Genomic DNA, 19775 nt, shown 5'->3' with positions numbered 1-19775 from the left:
CCGGTCAGCGCTCAGCCAGGCTTCAACCGGTACCAGACTTCCGGCCGCCCGACCTGCCCGTATCGCGGTTCGCGCTGCGCCAGCCCGTTGTCCGCCAAGTACTCCAGATACCGCCGCGCAGTCACCCGCGACGCCCCGATCGCGCTCGCCGCGCCACCGGCGGAAAGCCCTTCGCCAGCCCCGGCCAGTGCGTCGGTGATCGCGTCCAGCGTCTCCGCGCTCATGCCCTTCGGCAGCGGCGCGGACTCGGTGGTGCGCAGCGTGCCGAGCGCGCGGTCGATCTCCGCCTGCCCGGTGACCTCGCCGGACGCCTCGCGGAACGACGCGTAGCGCTCCAGCTTGTCCCGCAGCGAGGCGAAGGTGAACGGCTTCAGCAGGTACTGCACGACCCCGACCGAAACCGCCGCCTTGACCAGCGCGAGGTCGCGCGCGGACGTCACCGCGATGACGTCGATCGGCAGCCCCGCCGCGCGCAGCGAACGGCAGACCGCGAGGCCGTGCGTGTCCGGCAGGTAGAAGTCCAGCAGGACCAGGTCGACGGGCTCGCGTTCGCAGAACCGCAGCGCCTCGCCGCCGGAATGCACCACCCCGGCGACCGCGAACCCGGACAGCCGCTCGACGTACAGCCGGTGCGCCTCGGCCGCCACCGGCTCGTCTTCCACCACCAGCACCCGGATCACGAGGACACCTCCTGCCTCGGCAACCGTACGGTGAACACCGCGCCGCCGTCCCGTCCGACGTCGATGGCGCCGCCGTAGCGCCGGACCGCCTGCACCACCAGCGCCAGCCCGAGACCGTGCTCGTCGCCCGCCTTCGTCGACCAGCCCCGGCGGAACATCTCCCCCACCGCGTCCTCCGGCACGCCCGGGCCGTTGTCCGCGACGCGCAGCAGCAGACCGTCCTCTTCGGACCGTGCGGTGACCACCACCGCCGGGCGCGCGCCGGATTCCCGCACCACCGCGTCGATTCCGTTGTCGATCAGGTTGCCGAGGATCGTCACCAGGTCCCGTCCGGCGACGCCGGGGCCGAGGTCGTCGATCATCGTGTCCGGCGTGATAGTGAACTCCACGCCGCGTTCGCTCGCCTCCGCGGCCTTGCCGAGCAGCAACGCGGCCAGCACCGGTTCGGCGACCGCGGTCATCACGCGGTCGGTGAGTTCCTGCGCGAGCGCGAGTTCGGCGGTCGCGAATTCGACGGCGTCCTCGGGACGGCCGAGTTCCACCAGCGACACCACCGTGTGCAGCCGGTTCGCGGCCTCGTGCGCCTGCGACCGCAACGCTTCGGCGAGGCTGCGCGCGGTGGTGAGCTCGCCGGTGAGCGTCTGAAGTTCGGTGTGGTCGCGCAGGATCACGACGGTGCCCTGCGCGCGACCGCCGGAACTGACGAGCGTGGTGCTCACGACCAGCACCCGCGAGTCGGTCAGATGCAGTTCCTCGGTGCGGTTCTCCGGCGCGGTGAACGCGGCCGTCAGCTCGGGCGACAACCCCAGGTCCGCGAGCGGCTGCCCAACCGGGTCGCCGCTCAGCCCGAGGAGCGTGCGGGCGCCGTCGTTGCACAGCCCGACCCGGCCGTCGCGGTCGACCAGCAGCACGCCCTCGCGGACCGAATGCAGCACCGCTTCGTGGTATTCGAAGAGATTGCTCAGCTCAGCCGGCGCGATGCCGCGCGTCTGCCGCTTCAGCCGCGCGCTCACCAGCCAGCCCCCGCAGGCGCCCACTAGCAAGACAGCCGCCGCGACGCCGAGCAGCGGCCAGACGCGCTCCTGCACCTCCGCCGAGATCGCCGCGATCGTGATGCCCACCGCGACGAGCGCGACCACGCGATGGTTCGCGTCGAACACCGGCACCACCACGCGCACCGACGGGCCGAGCGAACCGGTGTACGTCTCGGACACCACACCGCCCTGTTGCGCCGCTTCGATGTGCCCGAGGAACCGCTGGCCGATCAACGCCGGATTCGGGTGCGTGTAACGGATTCCCTGCGGCGACATGATCGTCACGAAGTCCACGCGCGTGTCCGCGAGCACCCGCTGCGCGTACGGCTGCAGCTCCGCGGTCGGGTCGGCGGTGGCCGTTGCCCGCGCGACGTCCGGCGCGTCGGCGATCGAACGGGCCACCGCGAGCGACTGCTCCCCGGCCCGGTCGGTCGTCGTGCGCCGGGCGTCGAGATAGGCGATAGTGATGCCGCCGGAGACGAGCACGAGCAGGATCGCCAGCTGCAGCACCAGCAGCTGACGGGCCAGGCTCCAGCGGCTCGTCCGGATCCGAGGTGTCGGGGGCACCCGCTCATACCAGCACACGCACGGGTCCGGCAGCACTCCGGCGCCGCTGCCGGGAAGTCCACACCGGACACTTCCGCCGCGAACTCAATGAACACAACGGTGACGCCGGTCATATCCGCCCCGCATAGTGACCCGCGTTCCCCCCACCGAGCTGGAGGCAACGGTGCCTACACCGACCCCCGAGGCAGTCGCGCCCAAGCGCGACCGCACCCGTTATCTGTACCTGGCCGTGATCGCCGCCGTAGTGCTCGGCGTCGCGGTCGGCCTGCTCTGGCCGTCCGTCGGCAAGAGCCTCGCCCCGCTGGGCACCGGCTTCGTCAACCTGATCAAGATGATGATCTCGCCGATCATCTTCTGCACCATCGTGCTGGGCATCGGCTCGGTCGCCAAGGCGGCGAAGGTCGGCAAGGTCGGCATCACGGCGCTGGTCTACTTCATCGTGATGTCGACGTTCGCGCTCGCGATCGGGCTCGTCGTCGGCAACCTGCTGCACCCGGGCAGCGGCCTGCACCTCAACCCGGCCGACGTGTCGAAGGTGCACCAGCAGGCCAAGGGCGAGGGCGGGGTCGACTTCCTGCTCGGGATCATCCCGAAGACCTTCGTGTCCGCGTTCACCGAGGGCCAGGTGCTGCAGACGCTGCTCGTGGCGCTGCTGGCCGGGTTCGCGCTGCAGAAGCTCGGCAAGCGCGGCGAGCCGATCCTGCGCGGCATCGAGCACATCCAGCGGCTCGTGTTCCGCATCCTGTCGATGATCATGTGGGCCGCCCCGGTGGGCGCGTTCGGCGCGATCGCCGCGGTGGTCGGCGCGACCGGCTGGGGCGCGCTGCGCAGCCTGCTGGTGATCATGCTCGGCTTCTACCTGACGTGCCTGGTGTTCGTGTTCGGCGTCCTCGGCGCGGTGCTGTGGCTCGGCGCGCGGGTCAACATCTTCAGCCTGCTGCGCTATCTCGGCCGCGAATTCCTGCTGATCCTCTCGACGTCCTCTTCGGAATCCGCGCTGCCGCGGCTGATCGCGAAGATGGAGCACCTCGGGGTCAGCAAGCCGGTCGTCGGCATCACGGTGCCCACCGGGTACTCGTTCAACCTCGACGGCACCGCGATCTACCTGACGATGGCGACGCTGTTCATCGCCACCGCGCAGGACCAGCCGCTCGCGCTCGGCGAGCAGATCACGTTGCTGCTGTTCATGATCATCGCCTCGAAGGGCGCGGCGGGCGTCAGCGGCGCCGGCATCGCGACCCTGGCCAGCGGCCTGCAGTCGCACCGGCCGGAACTCGTCGACGGCGTCGGCTTCATCCTCGGCATCGACCGGTTCATGTCCGAGGCCCGCGCGCTGACGAACTTCGCCGGCAACGCGGTCGCGACCGTCCTCATCGGATCGTGGATGAAGGAGTTCGACCGGGAACGCTCGCAGCAGGTGTTCACCGGCCAGGCGCCGTTCGACGAAGCCACCCTGCTCGACGACAAGCCTGCCGAGCCGGCCGAACCGGTCCCGGCGAACGTCTGAGACCCAGTCCGGGCCCGGGCCCCTTCCCTCCGGGCGCGGACTGTTTCGGCGCCGCAGCCGTGCGCGTCCCCCGTGCGCGCGGCTGCGGCGCCTTTCCATGTCAGCAAGCAGTGCGGCCGTCGTAGCCCTGCCGTGAAACCGCGATCGCCTCGCGGTGCCGCTCCGCCCAATCGACCAGGCCGGACAGCGAGTCGTACAGTTCGCGGGCCATCTCGGTCGCCTCGTACTCGACGCGCGGCGGCACCATCGGGTAGACCGTGCGCGTCAGCAGGCCGTCGCGTTCCAGGTTTCGCAGGGTGAGCGTGAGCATGCGGCGGCTGATCCCCTGCACCGAGCGTTCGAGTTCGGTGAACCGCACCGGGCCGCGCGTCGCCTCCAGCAGGATGCCGATCACCCACTTCCCGCTGATCCGGTTCACGACCTCCATCACCGTGCACACCGCGAATTTCGCCGGGTCGAAGTCCGTGGCCTCGTCGGTCACAGCGATGTTCCCCTGGGACATGAAAGTGCCTCCTTCCGCACTTCCCCATGGTCACACATGATGGGCACTGTAACAAGAGATGCCCTGGCTGTGACCAGCGGAAACTCTCCCCTGTGCCGGTTATGGAGGACTTTGTCATGCCCGAAACCGCTCGGCATCGCGGCGCGGCGCTCGCCGTGCTGTCGGCCGCCTCGCTGATGGTGGTGCTCGACAGCTCGATCGTCGCGGTCGCCCTGCCGGTGATCCAGACCGACCTCGGGTTCAGCGCGCCCGGGCTCGCCTGGGTGGTCAACGCCTACCTCGTCGCGTTCGGCGGCCTGCTCCTGCTGTCGGGACGCCTGGGCGACCTGGTCGGACGGCGGCGGGTGTTCCTCGTCGGCCTCGTCGTTTTCACCGCCGCGTCGCTGGCCGCCGGCCTTTCGCCGAACGCCACCACGCTGGTGGTCGCGCGGTTTGTCCAAGGCGTCGGCGGTGCTCTGACGTCAGCCGTCGTCTTGGGCATGATCGTGACGCTCTATCCCGAGCCACGCGCCCGCGTACGCGCGATCGGCGTGTACAGCTTCACCCAAGCCGCGGGTGCGTCGATCGGCATGGTGGCTGGCGGCGCGCTCACTCAGGGCCTCGATTGGCATTGGACCTTCTACATCAACCTGCCCATCGGCATCGCGGCGCTCGTCCTGACTCCGTTGGTCGTCGCGTCTGACCGCGGCCTCGGCCTGCGCACCGGCATCGACGTTCTGGGCGCACTTCTGGTCACTGCTGGCGTGATGCTGTTGGTGCTAGGCATCGTGCAAGCCGGCGACGCCGGTTGGACGTTCCTGACGATCGCGACGCTTGTTTCCGCCGTCGTCCTGCTCCTGCTGTTCCTCCTGCGCCAGGCCAGGACGCGAACTCCGTTGCTGCCACTGCGATTGCTCCGGGTGCGCGCGATCAGCGGCGCCAACCTGACCATGGTCGTGATGGTCGCCGGATTCCTCGGATTCCAGTTCGTCACCGCGCTGTACCTGCAGCAGGTCCTCGGTTTCGACGCCCTCGCCACCGGTTTCGCCTTCGTCCCGACGCCGGTCGTGATCGCCGCTTTCTCGCTCGGTCTCGCCGACTGGCTGAACACCCGCTTCTCCCCGCGCGCGGTCCTGGTCGCCGGTCTGCTGACGACGTCGGTCGCCTTCCTGTACCTGACCCAAGTCCAGACTTCTGGCGGCTACGCGTTGCACGTGCTGCCGTCGCTGGTCCTGATGGGAGCCGGGGCCGGAATGGCGATCCCGGCGCTGATGGGGTTGGCGATGTCCGCCGCGACGCCGGAGGACTCCGGCGTGACGTCCGGCCTGATCACCACGACCCAGCAGGTCGGCGGCGCCGTGGGGACGGCCGTGCTGGCCACCGCCGCCGCGACCCGGACGGCCGAGATGCTGAGCGGGGGTGCTTCGGAGAAGGAGGCGCTGGCATCGGGATTCCGGGTGGCGTACGGCTTCAGCGCCGGATTGACCGCTCTCGCCGCGATCCTCGCCGCGGTGATCCTCGGCCGTCGGGCCGCCGCGGCTCCCGCAGACACCGCCGTCGAACCGGTCGCATCCTGACCTGGTGCGCCGTGAGCGGCGATGCCGGTTCTCACCGGGATCGCCGCTCACGAGACCGCGGCACTAAGCCGCTCACCCCGTCGCCGCGAGGTAGCTGGCCAGCCCATGGTGACCCCGCCGCATCATCCACGCGTGATTGGCGCGAAAGAACGGCCGGGCGACGACGTCCAGCCTGCTCAGCAACGGTTTCCGCACCTGAACGTGCTGCGTGATCTCCAGCCGGGAGCCCTCGCCCTCGGCGTGGATCGCCCCGGCGAGCACCCCGTCGAGGTCGCCGCTCAGCCGGACGCGCACCCGCAGCCCCGCCGCGTCCTGCTGCTCCCGGTGCATGGTGACCACAATCCGGTACGGCAACCTCGACCGGCAGACGATCCGGGCGGTGTCGTCGTCGATCTGGCGCACTGATCGGACGTCCGGCCACCACTGCGGATAGGACTCGAGGTCGACGATCGCGTCGAACACCCGTCCCGGGAGAGTCGGCAGCCACCAGTCGCTCCGGAACGAATACTCGGCGTCTCTCTTCTTCTCGAGGACCACAGTCCGCCCCTCTCTCCCGGTCAGCGGAACGCGTGCTTGTCGATCTTGACCACCGTTTCCTAGGCTGGCCATCCCTTGGGTACGCCGCCGCCTGAACCATCGAGGAGGCCTGCCGTGCCATCAGCCGCCCGAACCGCCCTGGCCGCGCTGCTGACCGCCACGCTAGTCGGCTGCGGCTCCCCCGCGCCTCCAGCCGCGCCCGCTTTCACCGCGACCCTCGCCTCGCCGACGAACGTCGTCCTGCACTGGCCGCACGACCCGGCCGCGGCGGGCTACCTCCTCGAGTACGCCAACGCCGCCGACGGCCCGTGGACCGCGCTGCAGTACCTCCCGCCCGGCCAGACTTCTTACACCCACCCGAACCTGATCCCGGAAACGCCGTTCTACTACCGAGTCCGTTCTTTCGCCGGTCCGGTATCGGCGACCGTTTCGGCGGGCGGCGCTCCAGCGCCCGGTACCGCGACCCCTGGCTCGCAGTCCGCCCCGGCCAACCTCACCGCGACCCCCGCGCCGGACCAGAGCCTGCACTTCGCCTGGACCGACCGCTCGAGCGACGAAGCCGGTTTCCTGCTGGAGATCCGCCGCCCAGGCACGCCGGATTTCGCCCCGGTCGAGGTGACCGATCCGAACACGACTCAATGCGCGCTGTCGCTCCTGCCCGGCGAACAAGGCTCGGCGTTCCGCATCCGCGCCCTGTCCTACGGCCCGCTCTCCCCCGTCGTCGAGCGCACGACCGGAAAGGACTGACCCCTGCCCCGCGCACCAAAGAGCCGCCCGGTAGGAGGACCGGGCGGCTCTTGGCTCGAAGCATCGCGGGTTGAACGCGGCTGAGTGCGGGCAAGCCGCGCGTCAGGCCGGGTTCAGCACCTCCGCGAGGAACTCGCCGGTGTAGCTCCCCTCGGTGGCCGCGACCTGCTCGGGCGTGCCCTCGGCGATCACCGTGCCGCCGCCGGAGCCGCCTTCCGGGCCCATGTCCACGATCCAGTCGGACGTCTTGATCACGTCGAGGTTGTGCTCGATCACGATCACCGTGTTGCCCTTGTCCACCAGGCCGTTGATCACGCCGATCAGCTTGCTGATGTCCTCGAAGTGCAGGCCGGTGGTCGGCTCGTCGAGGATGTAGACCGTCTTGCCGGTGGAGCGCTTCTGCAGTTCGCTCGCCAGCTTCACGCGCTGGGCCTCGCCGCCGGACAGGGTCGGGGCGGGCTGGCCGAGCCGGACGTAGCCGAGGCCGACGTCCACGAGGGTCTGCAGGTGCCGGTGGATCGCCTTGATCGGCTCGAAGAACTCGGCCGCCTCCTCGATCGGCATGTCCAGCACGTCGGACACCGTCTTGCCCTTGTAGTGCACCTCGAGCGTTTCCCGGTTGTACCGGGCGCCCTTGCACACCTCGCACGGGACGTAGACGTCCGGCAGGAAGTTCATCTCGATCTTGATCGTGCCGTCGCCCGCGCACGCCTCGCAGCGCCCGCCCTTGACGTTGAACGAGAACCGGCCCTGCTGGTACCCGCGGACCTTCGCCTCGGTGGTCGCGGCGAACAGCTTGCGCACGTGGTCCCACACGCCGGTGTAGGTGGCCGCGTTGGAGCGCGGCGTGCGGCCGATCGGCGACTGGTCGACGCGCACCAGCTTGTCGACGTTCGCGAGGCCGTTGACCCGGGTGTGGCGGCCCGGGACCTGGCGCGCGCCGTTGAGCTTGTTCGCCAGCACCTGCGCGAGGATGTCGTTGACCAGCGTCGACTTGCCCGACCCGGACACGCCGGTGATCGACACGAGGCAGCCGAGCGGGAACGACACGTCGATGCCGCGCAGGTTGTGCTCGCGCGCGCCCACCACGGTGAGCTGCCGCTTCTTGTCGACCGGCCGCCGGATCGCCGGGATCTCGATCTGGCGCCGCCCGGACAGGTACGCGCCGGTGATCGACTCCTTGTTCTTCAGGATCTTCTTGTAGGGGCCGCTGTGCACGATGTGCCCGCCGTGCTCGCCCGCGCCGGGGCCGATGTCGACCACCCAGTCGCTGGCCCGGATGGTGTCCTCGTCGTGCTCGACCACGATCAGCGTGTTGCCGAGGTTGCGCAGCCGCGTGAGCGTCTCGATCAGCCGGTGGTTGTCGCGCTGGTGCAGGCCGATCGACGGCTCGTCCAGCACGTACAGCACGCCCACCAGTCCGGAGCCGATCTGCGTCGCCAGCCGGATGCGCTGCGCCTCGCCGCCGGACAGCGTGCCGGACGCGCGGTCGAGCGACAGGTAGGTGAGCCCGACGTCGAGCAGGAAGCGCAGCCGCGCCTGGATCTCCTTCAGCACCGCGCCCGCGATCATCGTCTCGCGCTTGCCGAGCACCAGGTGGTCGAGGAACTCCGACGCCTCCGCGATGGACAGCGCGCAGACCTCGGCGATCGACCGGTCGCCCTGCGTCGCGTGCTCCAGCGTGACCGCGAGGATCTCCGGCTTGAGCCGGGTGCCCTGACAGGCCGGGCACGGCACCTCGCGCATGTAGCCCTCGTACCGCTCGCGCATGTACTCCGAGTCGGTCTGCTCGAGGCGGCGCTCCAGGAACGGGATGACGCCCTCGAAGGCCGCGTAGTACGAGCGCTGCCTGCCGTACCGGTTGCGGTAGCGGACGTGCACCTGCTCGTCGACGCCGTGCAGCACCGCCTTCTGCACGCGGGCGGGCAGCCGCCGCCACGGCGTGTCCATGCGGAACCCGACCGCCTCCGACAGCGATTCCAGCAGCCGCAGGAAGTAGTCGGCGCTCTGCCCGCCGGCCCACGGCGCGATGGCCCCCTCGGCGAGCGACAGCTCGTCGTCAGGCACCACCAGTTCCGGGTCGACCTCCTTGCGGATGCCGATGCCGGTGCACTCGGGGCACGCGCCGTAGGGCGAGTTGAACGAGAACGACCGGGGTTCGAGGTCCTCGATCGCCAGCGGGTGGCCGTTGGGGCAGGCCAGGTTCTCGGAGAAGCCGCGCACGCGGTGCGGGTCGTTCTCGTCCAGGTCGACGAAGTCGAGTTCGATCAGGCCGTCGGCGAGCCGCAGCGCCGTTTCCACCGAGTCGGTGAGCCGCTGCCGGGCGCTCGTCTTGACCGCGAGCCGGTCGATCACCACGCCGATCTGGTGCTTTTCCTGCTTCTTCAGCTTCGGCGGGTCGGTGAGCGGGTGCACCGTGCCGTCGACGACCACGCGCGCGTAGCCCTGCTGCTGCAGGTTCTGGAACAGGTCGAGGTACTCGCCCTTGCGCCCGCGCACGACCGGCGCGAGCACCTGGAACTTGGTGCCCTCGGGCATCTCCAGCACCTGGTCGACGATCTGCTGCGGCGTCTGCTTGCTGATCGCCTCGCCGCACTTCGGGCAGTGCGCCTTGCCGGCGCGGGCGTAGAGCAGCCGCAGGTAGTCGTAGACCTCGGTGATGGTGCCGACGGTCGACCGCGGGTTGCGCGAGGTCGACTTCTGGTCGATCGACACCGCGGGCGAGAGGCCCTCGATGAAGTCGACGTCCGGCTTGTCCATCTGCCCGAGGAACTGCCGGGCATACGCCGACAGCGACTCCACGTACCGCCGCTGCCCCTCGGCGAAGATCGTGTCGAAGGCAAGACTCGACTTGCCCGACCCGGACAGGCCGGTGAACACGATCATGCTGTCGCGGGGCAGATCGAGATCCACGCCGCGGAGGTTGTGCTCGCGCGCTCCGCGAACAACGAGGCGATCAGCCACGCCTTCGTCCCTTCCATCGTTCTGCTCGGTGGCCCGCCGGGAGATCCGGTGCCGACGGACGTGCCCAGGGTAGGGACGACCACCGACAAAAACCGGACCGCACGTGTTCTGCCTGGGCTTTTCCGCTCTCCGGGGGCCGGGCGAAGCGGCCCGCGGCGGGGTCGCCGGACGCTGTCGGAGGCCCCGCGCGGCAGAGCGGATGCGCGGGCTGGCCCGGTTCCACGATACAGGTCGGCGGAGGCTGCCCGGCCCCGGTGCACGGCCCTCCCGGACCGGCCGGGGGCAGGGCGTTCCGGCGGGTTTTCCGGAAGTTGTCGGACCCGGCCGCTAGGTTCCGGGCGTGGCAAGCGACGAAGCCGGGGCAGTGCGGATCTACGCGGCGGGGAAAGGCAGCGACAGCCCGGGACCGGGCGGCTGGTCCGCGCTGCTGAAGTACGGCGAGCATCAGAAATCCCTCACGGGCGGGACGGCGGACACGACCGCCGGCCGCATGGCGGTGACGGCGGCGCTGGAAGCACTCGAAAGCTTGAAACGGCCGGTCCGCGTGCACCTCTACAGCGACAGCGAGTATCTGCGCACCGCGCTGGACGACCAGGTGTCCGACGATCTCCTCTCCCGGCTCCGCACCTGTGCCGCCCGCCACGAGATCACCTGGCGCACGGCGGAAGATCCGGACGCCCGCGCCCTCCTCGCCGAACTGGCCGACCGCGCGACGGAAGCGCGCCCCGCCGGACGGCCGATTGCTCCCCCGGAAGACGACGAGTGCCGGCACGGGATGACCAAGGCCTACTGCGCCGACTGCCGCCAGCTCGACGCAGGAGTCCTGCCGACCGGATACCGCACCGCGGGCGGCAGCGCCTACCACAACGACGCCGACTGCTATTGGCTGCGCAGGGGCCAGCAGCGGCAGGAGCGGATGGGCCGCGACACTCACGAGATCGTCCGGATCGCCTGGGCTTCGGTGATCCCGGGCGAGCTCGCACCGTGCGAGCACTGCTGCACACCGGAGTGGCTGCAGCGGCATCGGCGCGGCGGAGGGTTCAGCCGCTCTGCATGACACACCGGACCCGGTCGAACCGGCCCGCGGCGAGGTCGTCCTCGCGGATCAGCCAGTACAGCACGCCCACGTCGCCCCAGGTCAAGCCCGCGTCGCCGTCGCTGTCGATCTGGGCGAGCAAAGCCCAGCGCAGCGCTTCGTCGGCGAGGTCCGCCTCCGCCGCGTCGTCCGGCAGCACCGCCGCCGCGACCTCGTCCTCCGGCGGCCCCTGGATCGGCCACGAGCAGCCGCCGATCTGGTGGTACGGCGCGGCAGTCGACTCCCGAAGGCGGTCGAAGAACTCCTCGGACCAGTTGCCCGGATCGGAAAGCGGCAGCCCGTCGCGAGCGAGTGTGCGGCGCAGCACCTCCTGCTCTGAGTTCGGGAAAGTACCCGTGATTTCCGCAGACACCTCCAGCCGCGGATAAACGTCGACGCCCTCCGGCGCGGCCCGTTCGGCGGCCTCGACGTCGGCCGGAACGACCACGACCGCGCCGAGTGCGGTCAGATCGACCGGGGCCTCGGCCTGGAACCAGTCGTCGCAGTAGAAGAACAGCAACGAACCCGACGCGGGCAGCTCGATCCCGCCGGGCACCCTGGGCAGCGCCGCGCAGTCCACGGAGACGACGAAATTCATCGGCAACTCGCCGCGCCAGACCGGCCACTCCACGTCCGCGGGCAGCACGGGATTGCCGCCGAGACAGCCGACGCGGACGCCGCTCCCGGCGGTGTTCAGCCGCGCCGCGGGCCGGAAGACCGTCTCCCACGCCTCGGCCACGTCCGGCGGCAGGTTCTCGCGCGCCAGCTTGGCGAGCGGGTCGATCCAAGAGGTCATGGGACGATCTTGACAGCAGGCACCGACAAAAACGGCCACGTGGCCGCCGCGCGGGTGATCCGGCTACCGTGGGGACTCGTGAACATCGCCGACACTTACACCGGACACGTCGAACCGGGCGGCGACGCCGCGCGCCGGACGCTGGACGGGCTGACCATCACCAAGCTCTCCGTTGGCCCGATGGACAACAATGCGTACCTGCTCGTGTGCCGCGCGGAAAACGAAGCGCTGCTGATCGACGCGGCCAACGACCCGGAGCGCATCTCAGACCTGATCGGCCACGGCCCCGACCGGCCCGCGCTGCGCACCGTCGTGACGACCCACCAGCACGCCGACCACTGGCAGGCACTGGGCGCGGTAGCCGGAGCGAACGGCGCGAACACCGCCGCGCACCCCCTGGACGCGGAACCGCTGCCGGTCCCCCCGGACTTCCTGGTCGAACACGGCGACACCCTGAAGGTCGGCGAGGTGACGCTGGAGGTGATCCACCTGCGCGGCCACACGCCGGGGTCGATCGCGCTGCTGTACCGGGACCCGTCCGGCCATCCGCACTTGTTCACCGGGGATTCGCTGTTCCCAGGCGGTCCTGGGCGGACAACAAATCCCGAGGACTTCAGCAGCCTGATGGACGACCTGGAGTCAAGGGTATTCGGTGCGTTGCCGGATGACACGTGGATCTACCCCGGTCACGGGGACGACACCACACTTGGCGACGAGCGTCCGAAGCTCGGAGAGTGGCGCGAGCGCGGCTGGTGAGTTTCACCCGATCGGGGCTGCCTGTGGCTTATCAGGCGGCCCCGATCGCTGTTAGCGGCAGCGATCCGGGGCCTTGACGGACCGGAGATCCGCCATGGCACCAGATCCTCGCAGCACCAACGACTTCTCGGCAGTGCACCTCACCTATTCGGAGCCACACGGTTGGACGTCCCCGCCGCAGTGCGTGGAATCCCGTGAGGCAGCCGAAAGACTCCGCGACGCGACCAACTCCCTCTCCGGGCAGAGCGCGGCTCAGCGGCGGACGTGGAACGTCACCCCGTGCACCTGTGGCGGTGCGCTCTGAGCATCGAAGCCATCGCCTGGGCGTTGAACACGGCACCTATTCCCAGCGACCGCCGAGACGCCTCGTCTCTGGCGATCGTCCTGGTCGGGCTGGCCAACCACGCCGGACCGGACGGATGCAACGCGTTCCCGTCGGTCAGCACCTTGAGCCGCTACACCCGGCTGTCCGAGCGCTCGGTGCAGTACGCGCTGCGCTCGCTTGAAGAGCTGGAACTCATCCGGCCGTCCGATCCCGACATCGTCGCGGCGTACGTCAAACGAGCCGATCGACGGCCGAAGGGCTGGGATCTCGCTATCCCGAACGAGGTGCAGACAGTGCGCCCCGTTCAGGCCCACGGGGTGCAGACTCGACGCAACGGGGTGCAAACAGCGTCCCGACGGGGTGCAGAGCTTGCACCCGAACCTTCCCTTAACCGTCCAGAGAACCGTTCCGGCGCTTCGCCTGTTTGCGGTCAGTGCGACGGCCGCCCGGCCGATCCGGTCTCGGCTCGCGTCATCTGGCTCGACGCAGACCGCACGCAGTCCACTCCGTGCCCCCGCTGTCATCCGGCAGGTGGTCGCCGATGAACACCGAAGTTCTCGACAAGGTCCGCCAATCCGTCACCGATGCCCAGCTCGCCGGGAGACCCGCACCCGGCCGCCCGACCTTGGTCAAGCTGACTGGCGCGACCGACTACCAAGTCCGGAAAGCTCTGGCAGCGCTGGCTCAGGCCGAATCGACGCCTGATGAGCCGAGCGAGAACGCCGAAGTGCCAGACGCTTCACCAGAGCCTGGCCGTCTGCCAAGGCCGTGGCCTTTGGCGTTCATCGGCCTGGCCGCGGCCGTCGCGATCTGGGGAGGCTGGGTGCGGCTCGGCGAACTAACCGGCTTCGGGCCGATCAACCTCTTGCCCGGCCTTGGCAGCGGCTTCACCTTCAACACCGCCTTGGTCCTCCCCCTGTCAGTCGAGTTCTACTCGGCGTACGCGCTCCGGGTTCTTCTCGCATCGGACAGGCTGACCGAGCACACTCGGCACTTCGCACGGCGGTCGTTCATCGCCAGCCTGGCGGTGGGTGGTGGTGCTCAGATCGCCAGCCACATCATGGTGGCGGCCAAGGTCGTCAGCGCGCCGTGGCCGGTGACCACGATCGTGGCCTGCGTGCCGCTCCTCGTGATCGGGCTGGCGACAGGCCTGGCGACGCTGGTGAAACGAGACGCGAGCGCTGGTGATCGCCGATGACCAGCGAGTTGGTTCAGGGCACCGGACCGGTCGTGGACGCCGAACTGCTGACGGATGACGAATACCTGGCGGCCAAGCGGCAGCGGTTGACAGAGGCTCGCCCCATCGTCCCGGCCTGGCTGTCGAACCGAGAACAGCGCGTCAACGCGGCGACCTGGGCGGTCCAGTTCGCCTGGCACCGGATCCGTTTCCACTCACTCCGAGCACCGGTTTACGTTCTGCGCCTCGCAACGGCTTCACCGCGTGGAGCCGTTCGGGCGCTGACGAACTGGGGCCGGTGGGCATTCGATGCGGAAAGCCGGCCACTGCGCACCGCGAGTTTGCAGGCGTTCGACGCCGACACATACCTGCGCTTGTGCGGCCAACGACATGAGCGAGTGCGCCTCCGGCTCGTGCTGTCCGCTGTCGGTGCGGTGGCGGGTGGCGGCAGTCTGGCGGTCATGGACACGCTGTGGCGGACAGGCTGGCTTCTGATCGCACCAACCGCCGTCCTCGGGCTCGGGCTCCTCGGCCGCCGGGCGGACAAACCAATCGCCACGGCAGCCGTCCTCAGCCAGGAAACCACCAGGCTGACGCCAGATGTGGTGATGCGCGCCTTCGCTGCCGCCGGGCTGGCGAAGGAGACGAACCAGATCAGCTTCGCGCAGCCGATTCAACGGGACGGCCGCGGGTGGCTGGCGATCGTCGATCTGCCGTTCGGCAAGACGTTCATCCAGGCAGCCAGCAAACGGGAAGCGCTGGCGTCGGGCTTGAACGTCAACGCCGTGACGGTCTTCCTGGACCCGGATGTCGTGAGCGCACGCCGGGTACGGCTGTGGGTGTCCGACATCGATGTCTTCGCCCAGAAGCCAGTCGTCTCGCCGTTGGAGAAGGCCGAGCGATTCGACTTCTGGCAGCCCGTCCCGTTCGGAGTGGATGCACGCGACAGGCTGGTGACCTTGCCTCTGATCTGGTCGTCTTTGCTCGTCGGCGCGATTCCACGGATGGGCAAGACGTTCTCGGCACGGATCCCCGCAGCGGCGGCCGCGCTGGACCCACACGTCCGGCTGTACATCTTCAACGGCAAGGGAGATGCCGCATGGCGGCCGTTCGAGCGGCTCGCGCACGTCTACGGATCCGGAGTCCGAGACGAAGTGGTCGGGCTCTTGGTCTCCAGCCTGCGCGAGTTGGTGGCCGATATGAACGCTCGGTTCGAGCGGATGGCGACTTTGCCGACCGACGTCTGCCCGGACGCGAAGCTGACGCCGGCGCTGGCGCGCAATCGACGGCTGAACATGCCCTTGACCATGCTGGCGATGGACGAAGTCCAGCGGTACCTCGAACACCCGGAGCATGGCGACGAGATCCTGGCGCTGTTGACCGACCTGGCGAAAGTGGGCCCGGCCGCCGGAATCATGCTCGTGCTCGCCACCCAGAAGCCAGACAGCAAGGTCATCCCGGACTCGCTCCGCGGCCAGCTCGGCACTCGCTTCGCCATGCGGGTGATGACTTGGCAGGCATCCGAGACGATCTTGGGTGCGGGCACGTACGCAGCGGGCATGGACGCCTCGAAGTTCCTCTCACGGCACAAGGGCGTCGGCATCCTGCTGGGTGCGGACGACGGCGATCTGGCTGAGCGCGGAGGCCAAACCGTCCGAACCCACCTGCTCGGCGGCGAAGCGCTCGACGCGATTTGCGCCCGAGGCAGGGCACTTCGCGAAGCCGAGAAGACCTTGACCGGTATGGCTTCCGGAGAGGTGCCTGTTACCAACGCGCCGGTTCGCGTGCTCGATGACCTGGCCTCGGTCTTCGGTCCCGGCGAGGACAAGGCATGGTCAGACACGCTGTTGACCAGGCTCGCAGAGCGCAACCCAAGCGCATACGACGGCTGGTCTCCTACTCAGCTCGCGGTAGCTCTGAAGTCATACGGCGTGACGCCCTCGCAGGTCTGGGCGACCAGCGAGGGCGGCAAGAGCGCGAACAAGCGCGGGTACCTTCGAACTGCAGTATTCGAAGCGCTAGCGGCCAGGCTCAATCGTTGATCGGGTGTTCGTGCCCAGCCCTGTGGGCTGGGCACGAACACCTGCTAGACCACTAACCCGCAGGTCAGCGCGACGAGACCTGCTAGCACAACCCGCTAGCGCTAGCGGTTACGGCCGCTAGCTCGCGACACCCACAAACCGCTCGGCGCGAGCCCTCGAACCAACATGGGCGCTCCCGATTCCTCCGGATGTGGCGGCTCCAAAAGCCCGTCAGCCACCTCGGTGAGCGTGCCCTCTTGCTGCCCAAAAAAGCAAGAACCAACCACATCACGACCATCGCGTAGATCGGAGCACACCATCCCGGCAAGGCTTTGCCTAGATACGCACCGATCGTGACAGGCGCTATCAAGACAATCATCCGCGCAGAGATGGCGGTGATCTCTCGGCCGGTTGCGGCTGCGCTGGCGATACTGCCTGAAAACGACCTCCGAGCTGCTGAAACATCTCTCGACAGTTGTCGGTGGATCTTGGCTCTACCCGACGTCTGACGGCCTGTAGACGGCCTGGCGAAACCCTGCTCGCACCTGCTCTTCATCTCGATGCGAAGCCAGCACGCGGCCGGTGGCATCGGATCAAAGCACGCTTTCCAGCCTTGGCCCGGTGTTACCGGCCGTTGTCACGATCAGGCGTCGGGGCGGAGGAGATCGACGACAGCGCGTAACAGGTGGCGATACACCGACGACCGATATGTCACGACGCTCGTTGAGGAGGGCTGCGTTGGCTATGGGGACATATGCGCTGCCGCGGGGTGGCGCCGCGCAAGGCGACCCACTGGCGGCCGCGTCGCCCAGTCGGCGGGCGGAGCGGAGCGGCAGCCCGCCGCGTCGGGAACCGGCGCGGCCGCCCAGGCGAGTGACTACCTACGCGCCAGGCGCGCCACCCAGCGGCAGCGCGCCCTTGATCCCATAGAGCCAAGTTCGGCAACCTTACGGGACTTAAAAGCGAGAGTTCATTGAACTGAAGTTGGAGCTAGTACATGACGGAAAACCCTGTGCATTTGACGCTCACTGGTCGACTTTCCTACGAGGACGACATCAGTGTCGGAGAAGCAACTCAGATTGTCGCCTTTATCGATGCCTTGCATTCGGGAAACGATCCCAATGCCTCAATTCACACCCCAAAGCCGCAGACGCCGCCAATCACAGCGAAAAGTCCAGAAGGCCACCGCACTGCGACAAGCCCACGTGAGGCGCTAACTATTTCCGAAGCGAGAACAAACCCAGAAAAAATAGTTGCACTAGCCGCATATCTCATTCAAGACAGCGGCTCCGAGACCTTCACAATTGACCTTATTCGCCCACTTTTCCAAAGTGCTCGCGAGACCATTCCAGCCAGACTGAATCGCGACCTGGATAGCGCAATCTCATCTGGCTGGATAGCAGAGTCTGGAACTAAAGGCGACCTCTACCTCACAGCCAAGGTAGCGAACATCCTAAGTGAAGGTTTTGCGCAGATTCGAAGCAAGCGGTCCACACCTTCAGGGAAGACGCGCAGCAGTGGGGTCAAGAAGACGCGCAAGCAAACAACTCCCGATGCTTTCAAGGAAATTGACATATTTGCGCACCCGATTCTAGACGCTCCGCCCTATGGCACATTAAAACTGAAGCGCGACAAGCTCCTCTGGACTGCACGGCTTGCGAAAGAACTGAATATGGAAGGGCTCGCGAACAAGGAGATAGTTTGGCTAACAGATAAGCTTGGCGACGGAATCGCAAGCAATGACATTAATGGCCACTTTCGCGGACTTCAAAAGTTAGGTTACGTGAATCGGTCGACGATCCACCACGCGATCCGGATAACGGACTCAGGCGAAGAATACCTGAAGAGCTTGATGACCAATGAGTAATAGCAGTCCAGACCTAATTAACCTACTGGGCAGTGCCACTGACGAAACTCTGGCATCCCAACTATTCGAGGAAGCCGTCAAGCTGGAAGAAGCTTTTGCCCTACGAAAATGGCAACATACAGAGCTCGACGGAGGACGCTTTGCCGAGGTTGCGGCTCGCATTATATACGGCGTCGACTCCGGAAAGTTCAACCTCTCAAAAGGCGTAGATGAATGTCTCAAATACCTAGACAACAGCAATGTTCGACATTTATTCCCAGACATCAAGAGTGCAAATCAGATCGCGCATATTGCGCGCGCAATATATAAACTTCGAAGCCAGAGGGGCGCGGTGCATGTCTCGCCTACTTATACCGCCAACGAGATAGACTCTCGCTTTGTCGTCGAAGGAGTGCGATGGATCCTAGCCGAGATTCTCAGAGTATTCGTGACAACCCACATATCCACCCTTGTCGAAGCCATCGAGGAACTGTCCCGGTTCCCGCAGCCACTCATTCGAGCTTACGGCGGCCAACCACTCGTACAGTCGGTTTCACTCACAACCGAAGAGGAGATACTCGCACACCTACTACACAACCGCGAGGGTCTAACACAGCAAAGACTAGTCGACATAATCCCCAAGGATGCATCTGGCGTTCGCCGCTCGATCAAGAATTTATCCTCCGCGAAGAAACGTCAGATTGTCTCAACAGGGGAAAAATTGCAGATAACCGACCTTGGAATCACCCGAATTGAAGCCCGACTAGTTCTGGAAAACAAGAACCACAACAAAACGTGATTCTATATACTACGCCGATCAAGTTGGATATCTGACGCCGATTTACTCTTCAGTTAGTTACAGCGACAGCAGGCTAAAGAGATCACTGTTAACCGAGGAGCATGCGTGGTGCAGCAGGTGGAGCTTCCTTGTTCCTCCGGCGGATCGCCGGAAGTATGAGTGCCCCTCCCAACCTCCACGCCCGGGCAGGGAGGGGCCGCAGTCCAACGAAGAGCCACGCTCAGAAGCGGGGAGACTTACAACTTTTCCAAGCCGTCTACGACTCGTTGGAGAAGTACGGGGTATTCGCCCGATGCTGGCGAGGCGTGTGAATCGCGCGGATAAGGCGACGGCTTCACGTCGTGCTTAGGCAGCTCTGCCTTCGTGCGCTTGTGCACAGCGAGTTCGGCCCAGTTCACCCGACCCCACGGTGTCCGGCATGAACCCCAGCGGCCAGCGCGGGCGTCGACGAGCCCAAGGCCGCTGGTCGAAGGCCGTGATGAGCCGTCGGGAAGCACCAGCTCTTCTCGACGCTGGTCGGTGACCTCAAGAACGATGTGTCGCCGCCAGCCGACGAGGCACACCTTGATCGCGGCGACCTCTTCGATGTTCTGCCAGCTGGTTTCTTCACGCGGCCCGGTCGCTTGAACGGAGAGCTTCACCAGTTCCGCGGCGACGTCTTCCATGTCCGGCTCAATGAACATCGCGTTCCAACGGCGCAACGTCCCGGAGACGAACATGCGCGCCACGGAGACCGCGGTAGGGAGCGCTACCAGATCGATCGCGGCTGTGAACCGAGGTTGCTCACGCATCCGGGGCACCTCGGCTTTAGCGGGTGCGTCTTGCTCGTGGGCGAGCGCGGTCATCGTCGCCACCTATCCCGGTTGCAGCTCCACACCACGAGAGC

Annotated in this window: 17 protein-coding genes; 10 read left to right on the top strand and 7 right to left on the bottom strand. The window is 67.2% G+C overall.

Annotated elements, in window-relative coordinates:
• Window positions 1–11: 11 nt before the first annotated feature.
• The gene (locus ABZX37_RS29365) at window positions 12–680 is read right to left on the bottom strand and encodes a response regulator (protein WP_354744925.1); all 669 of its coding nucleotides are present in this window, start codon (window positions 678–680) and stop codon (window positions 12–14) included.
• Entirely contained in the window at window positions 677–2281 is a 1605-nt protein-coding gene (locus ABZX37_RS29360) for a sensor histidine kinase (RefSeq protein WP_354744923.1), read from the bottom strand. Before ABZX37_RS29360 ends, ABZX37_RS29365 begins: the two co-directional genes overlap by 4 nt.
• Window positions 2282–2444: 163 nt before the next feature.
• On the opposite strand from ABZX37_RS29360, the gene ABZX37_RS29355 reads away from it, so the two are divergent.
• On the top strand, window positions 2445–3788 hold the full coding sequence (locus ABZX37_RS29355) for a cation:dicarboxylase symporter family transporter (protein WP_354744921.1): 1344 nt from the start codon (window positions 2445–2447) through the stop codon (window positions 3786–3788).
• A 100-nt stretch (window positions 3789–3888) separates the two neighbouring features.
• On the opposite strand, the gene ABZX37_RS29350 is transcribed toward ABZX37_RS29355, so the two are convergent.
• A complete protein-coding gene (locus tag ABZX37_RS29350) occupies window positions 3889–4290 on the bottom strand; it encodes a helix-turn-helix domain-containing protein (protein WP_354744919.1) in 402 nt (133 codons plus the stop codon).
• Window positions 4291–4406: 116 nt separating this feature from the next.
• Here ABZX37_RS29350 and ABZX37_RS29345 point away from each other — a divergent pair, with 116 nt between their 5' ends.
• The gene (locus ABZX37_RS29345) at window positions 4407–5846 is read left to right on the top strand and encodes an MFS transporter (RefSeq protein WP_354744917.1); all 1440 of its coding nucleotides are present in this window, start codon (window positions 4407–4409) and stop codon (window positions 5844–5846) included.
• A 72-nt stretch (window positions 5847–5918) separates the two neighbouring features.
• On the opposite strand, the gene ABZX37_RS29340 is transcribed toward ABZX37_RS29345, so the two are convergent.
• Window positions 5919–6383, bottom strand: coding sequence for an SRPBCC family protein (locus ABZX37_RS29340; protein ID WP_354744915.1), 465 nt, complete (start codon window positions 6381–6383; stop codon window positions 5919–5921).
• A gap of 114 nt (window positions 6384–6497) precedes the next feature.
• Here ABZX37_RS29340 and ABZX37_RS29335 point away from each other — a divergent pair, with 114 nt between their 5' ends.
• On the top strand, window positions 6498–7130 hold the full coding sequence (locus ABZX37_RS29335) for a fibronectin type III domain-containing protein (RefSeq protein WP_354744913.1): 633 nt from the start codon (window positions 6498–6500) through the stop codon (window positions 7128–7130).
• A gap of 102 nt (window positions 7131–7232) precedes the next feature.
• Here the strand turns inward: ABZX37_RS29335 and uvrA are convergent, their stop codons facing one another.
• Window positions 7233–10094 (bottom strand): excinuclease ABC subunit UvrA, encoded by a 2862-nt coding sequence (gene uvrA, locus ABZX37_RS29330; protein ID WP_354744911.1) that lies wholly within the window; start codon window positions 10092–10094, stop codon window positions 7233–7235.
• A 340-nt stretch (window positions 10095–10434) separates the two neighbouring features.
• Here uvrA and ABZX37_RS29325 point away from each other — a divergent pair, with 340 nt between their 5' ends.
• Window positions 10435–11151 (top strand): RNase H family protein, encoded by a 717-nt coding sequence (locus tag ABZX37_RS29325; protein ID WP_354744909.1) that lies wholly within the window; start codon window positions 10435–10437, stop codon window positions 11149–11151.
• Here the strand turns inward: ABZX37_RS29325 and ABZX37_RS29320 are convergent.
• Window positions 11135–11965: a YwqG family protein gene (locus ABZX37_RS29320; RefSeq protein WP_354744907.1), complete on the bottom strand. Its 831-nt coding sequence runs from the start codon at window positions 11963–11965 to the stop codon at window positions 11135–11137. The two genes, ABZX37_RS29325 and ABZX37_RS29320, sit on opposite strands and share 17 nt — an antisense overlap.
• Before the next feature lie 78 nt (window positions 11966–12043).
• On the opposite strand from ABZX37_RS29320, the gene ABZX37_RS29315 reads away from it, so the two are divergent.
• The 6 genes from ABZX37_RS29315 to ABZX37_RS29290 all read left to right on the top strand — a co-directional run bounded on the left by ABZX37_RS29315 (window position 12044) and on the right by ABZX37_RS29290 (window position 18889).
• A complete protein-coding gene (locus tag ABZX37_RS29315; RefSeq protein ID WP_354744987.1) occupies window positions 12044–12721 on the top strand; it encodes an MBL fold metallo-hydrolase in 678 nt (225 codons plus the stop codon).
• A 264-nt stretch (window positions 12722–12985) separates the two neighbouring features.
• Window positions 12986–13591: a helix-turn-helix domain-containing protein gene (locus ABZX37_RS29310; protein WP_354744905.1), complete on the top strand. Its 606-nt coding sequence runs from the start codon at window positions 12986–12988 to the stop codon at window positions 13589–13591.
• A complete protein-coding gene (locus tag ABZX37_RS29305; RefSeq protein ID WP_354744903.1) occupies window positions 13588–14244 on the top strand; it encodes a hypothetical protein in 657 nt (218 codons plus the stop codon). The genes ABZX37_RS29310 and ABZX37_RS29305 overlap by 4 nt, the downstream gene beginning before the upstream one ends.
• Window positions 14241–16265, top strand: a complete 2025-nt coding sequence (locus ABZX37_RS29300; RefSeq protein WP_354744901.1) for a cell division protein FtsK — start codon at window positions 14241–14243, stop codon at window positions 16263–16265. The genes ABZX37_RS29305 and ABZX37_RS29300 overlap by 4 nt, the downstream gene beginning before the upstream one ends.
• A 976-nt stretch (window positions 16266–17241) precedes the next feature.
• Window positions 17242–18111 (top strand): hypothetical protein, encoded by an 870-nt coding sequence (locus ABZX37_RS29295; RefSeq protein WP_354744899.1) that lies wholly within the window; start codon window positions 17242–17244, stop codon window positions 18109–18111.
• Complete coding sequence (locus ABZX37_RS29290) at window positions 18104–18889, top strand: hypothetical protein (RefSeq protein ID WP_354744897.1); 786 nt, start codon at window positions 18104–18106, stop codon at window positions 18887–18889. Before ABZX37_RS29295 ends, ABZX37_RS29290 begins: the two co-directional genes overlap by 8 nt.
• 236 nt (window positions 18890–19125) lie before the next feature.
• On the opposite strand, the gene ABZX37_RS29285 is transcribed toward ABZX37_RS29290, so the two are convergent.
• The gene (locus ABZX37_RS29285; RefSeq protein WP_354744895.1) at window positions 19126–19734 is read right to left on the bottom strand and encodes a hypothetical protein; all 609 of its coding nucleotides are present in this window, start codon (window positions 19732–19734) and stop codon (window positions 19126–19128) included.
• Window positions 19735–19775: the final 41 nt, after the last annotated feature.

It is taken from the genome of Amycolatopsis sp. NPDC004079 (assembly GCF_040610415.1).
Classification (GTDB): domain Bacteria; phylum Actinomycetota; class Actinomycetes; order Mycobacteriales; family Pseudonocardiaceae; genus Amycolatopsis; species Amycolatopsis halotolerans.
This window is presented reverse-complemented; position numbering and strand designations above follow the sequence as displayed.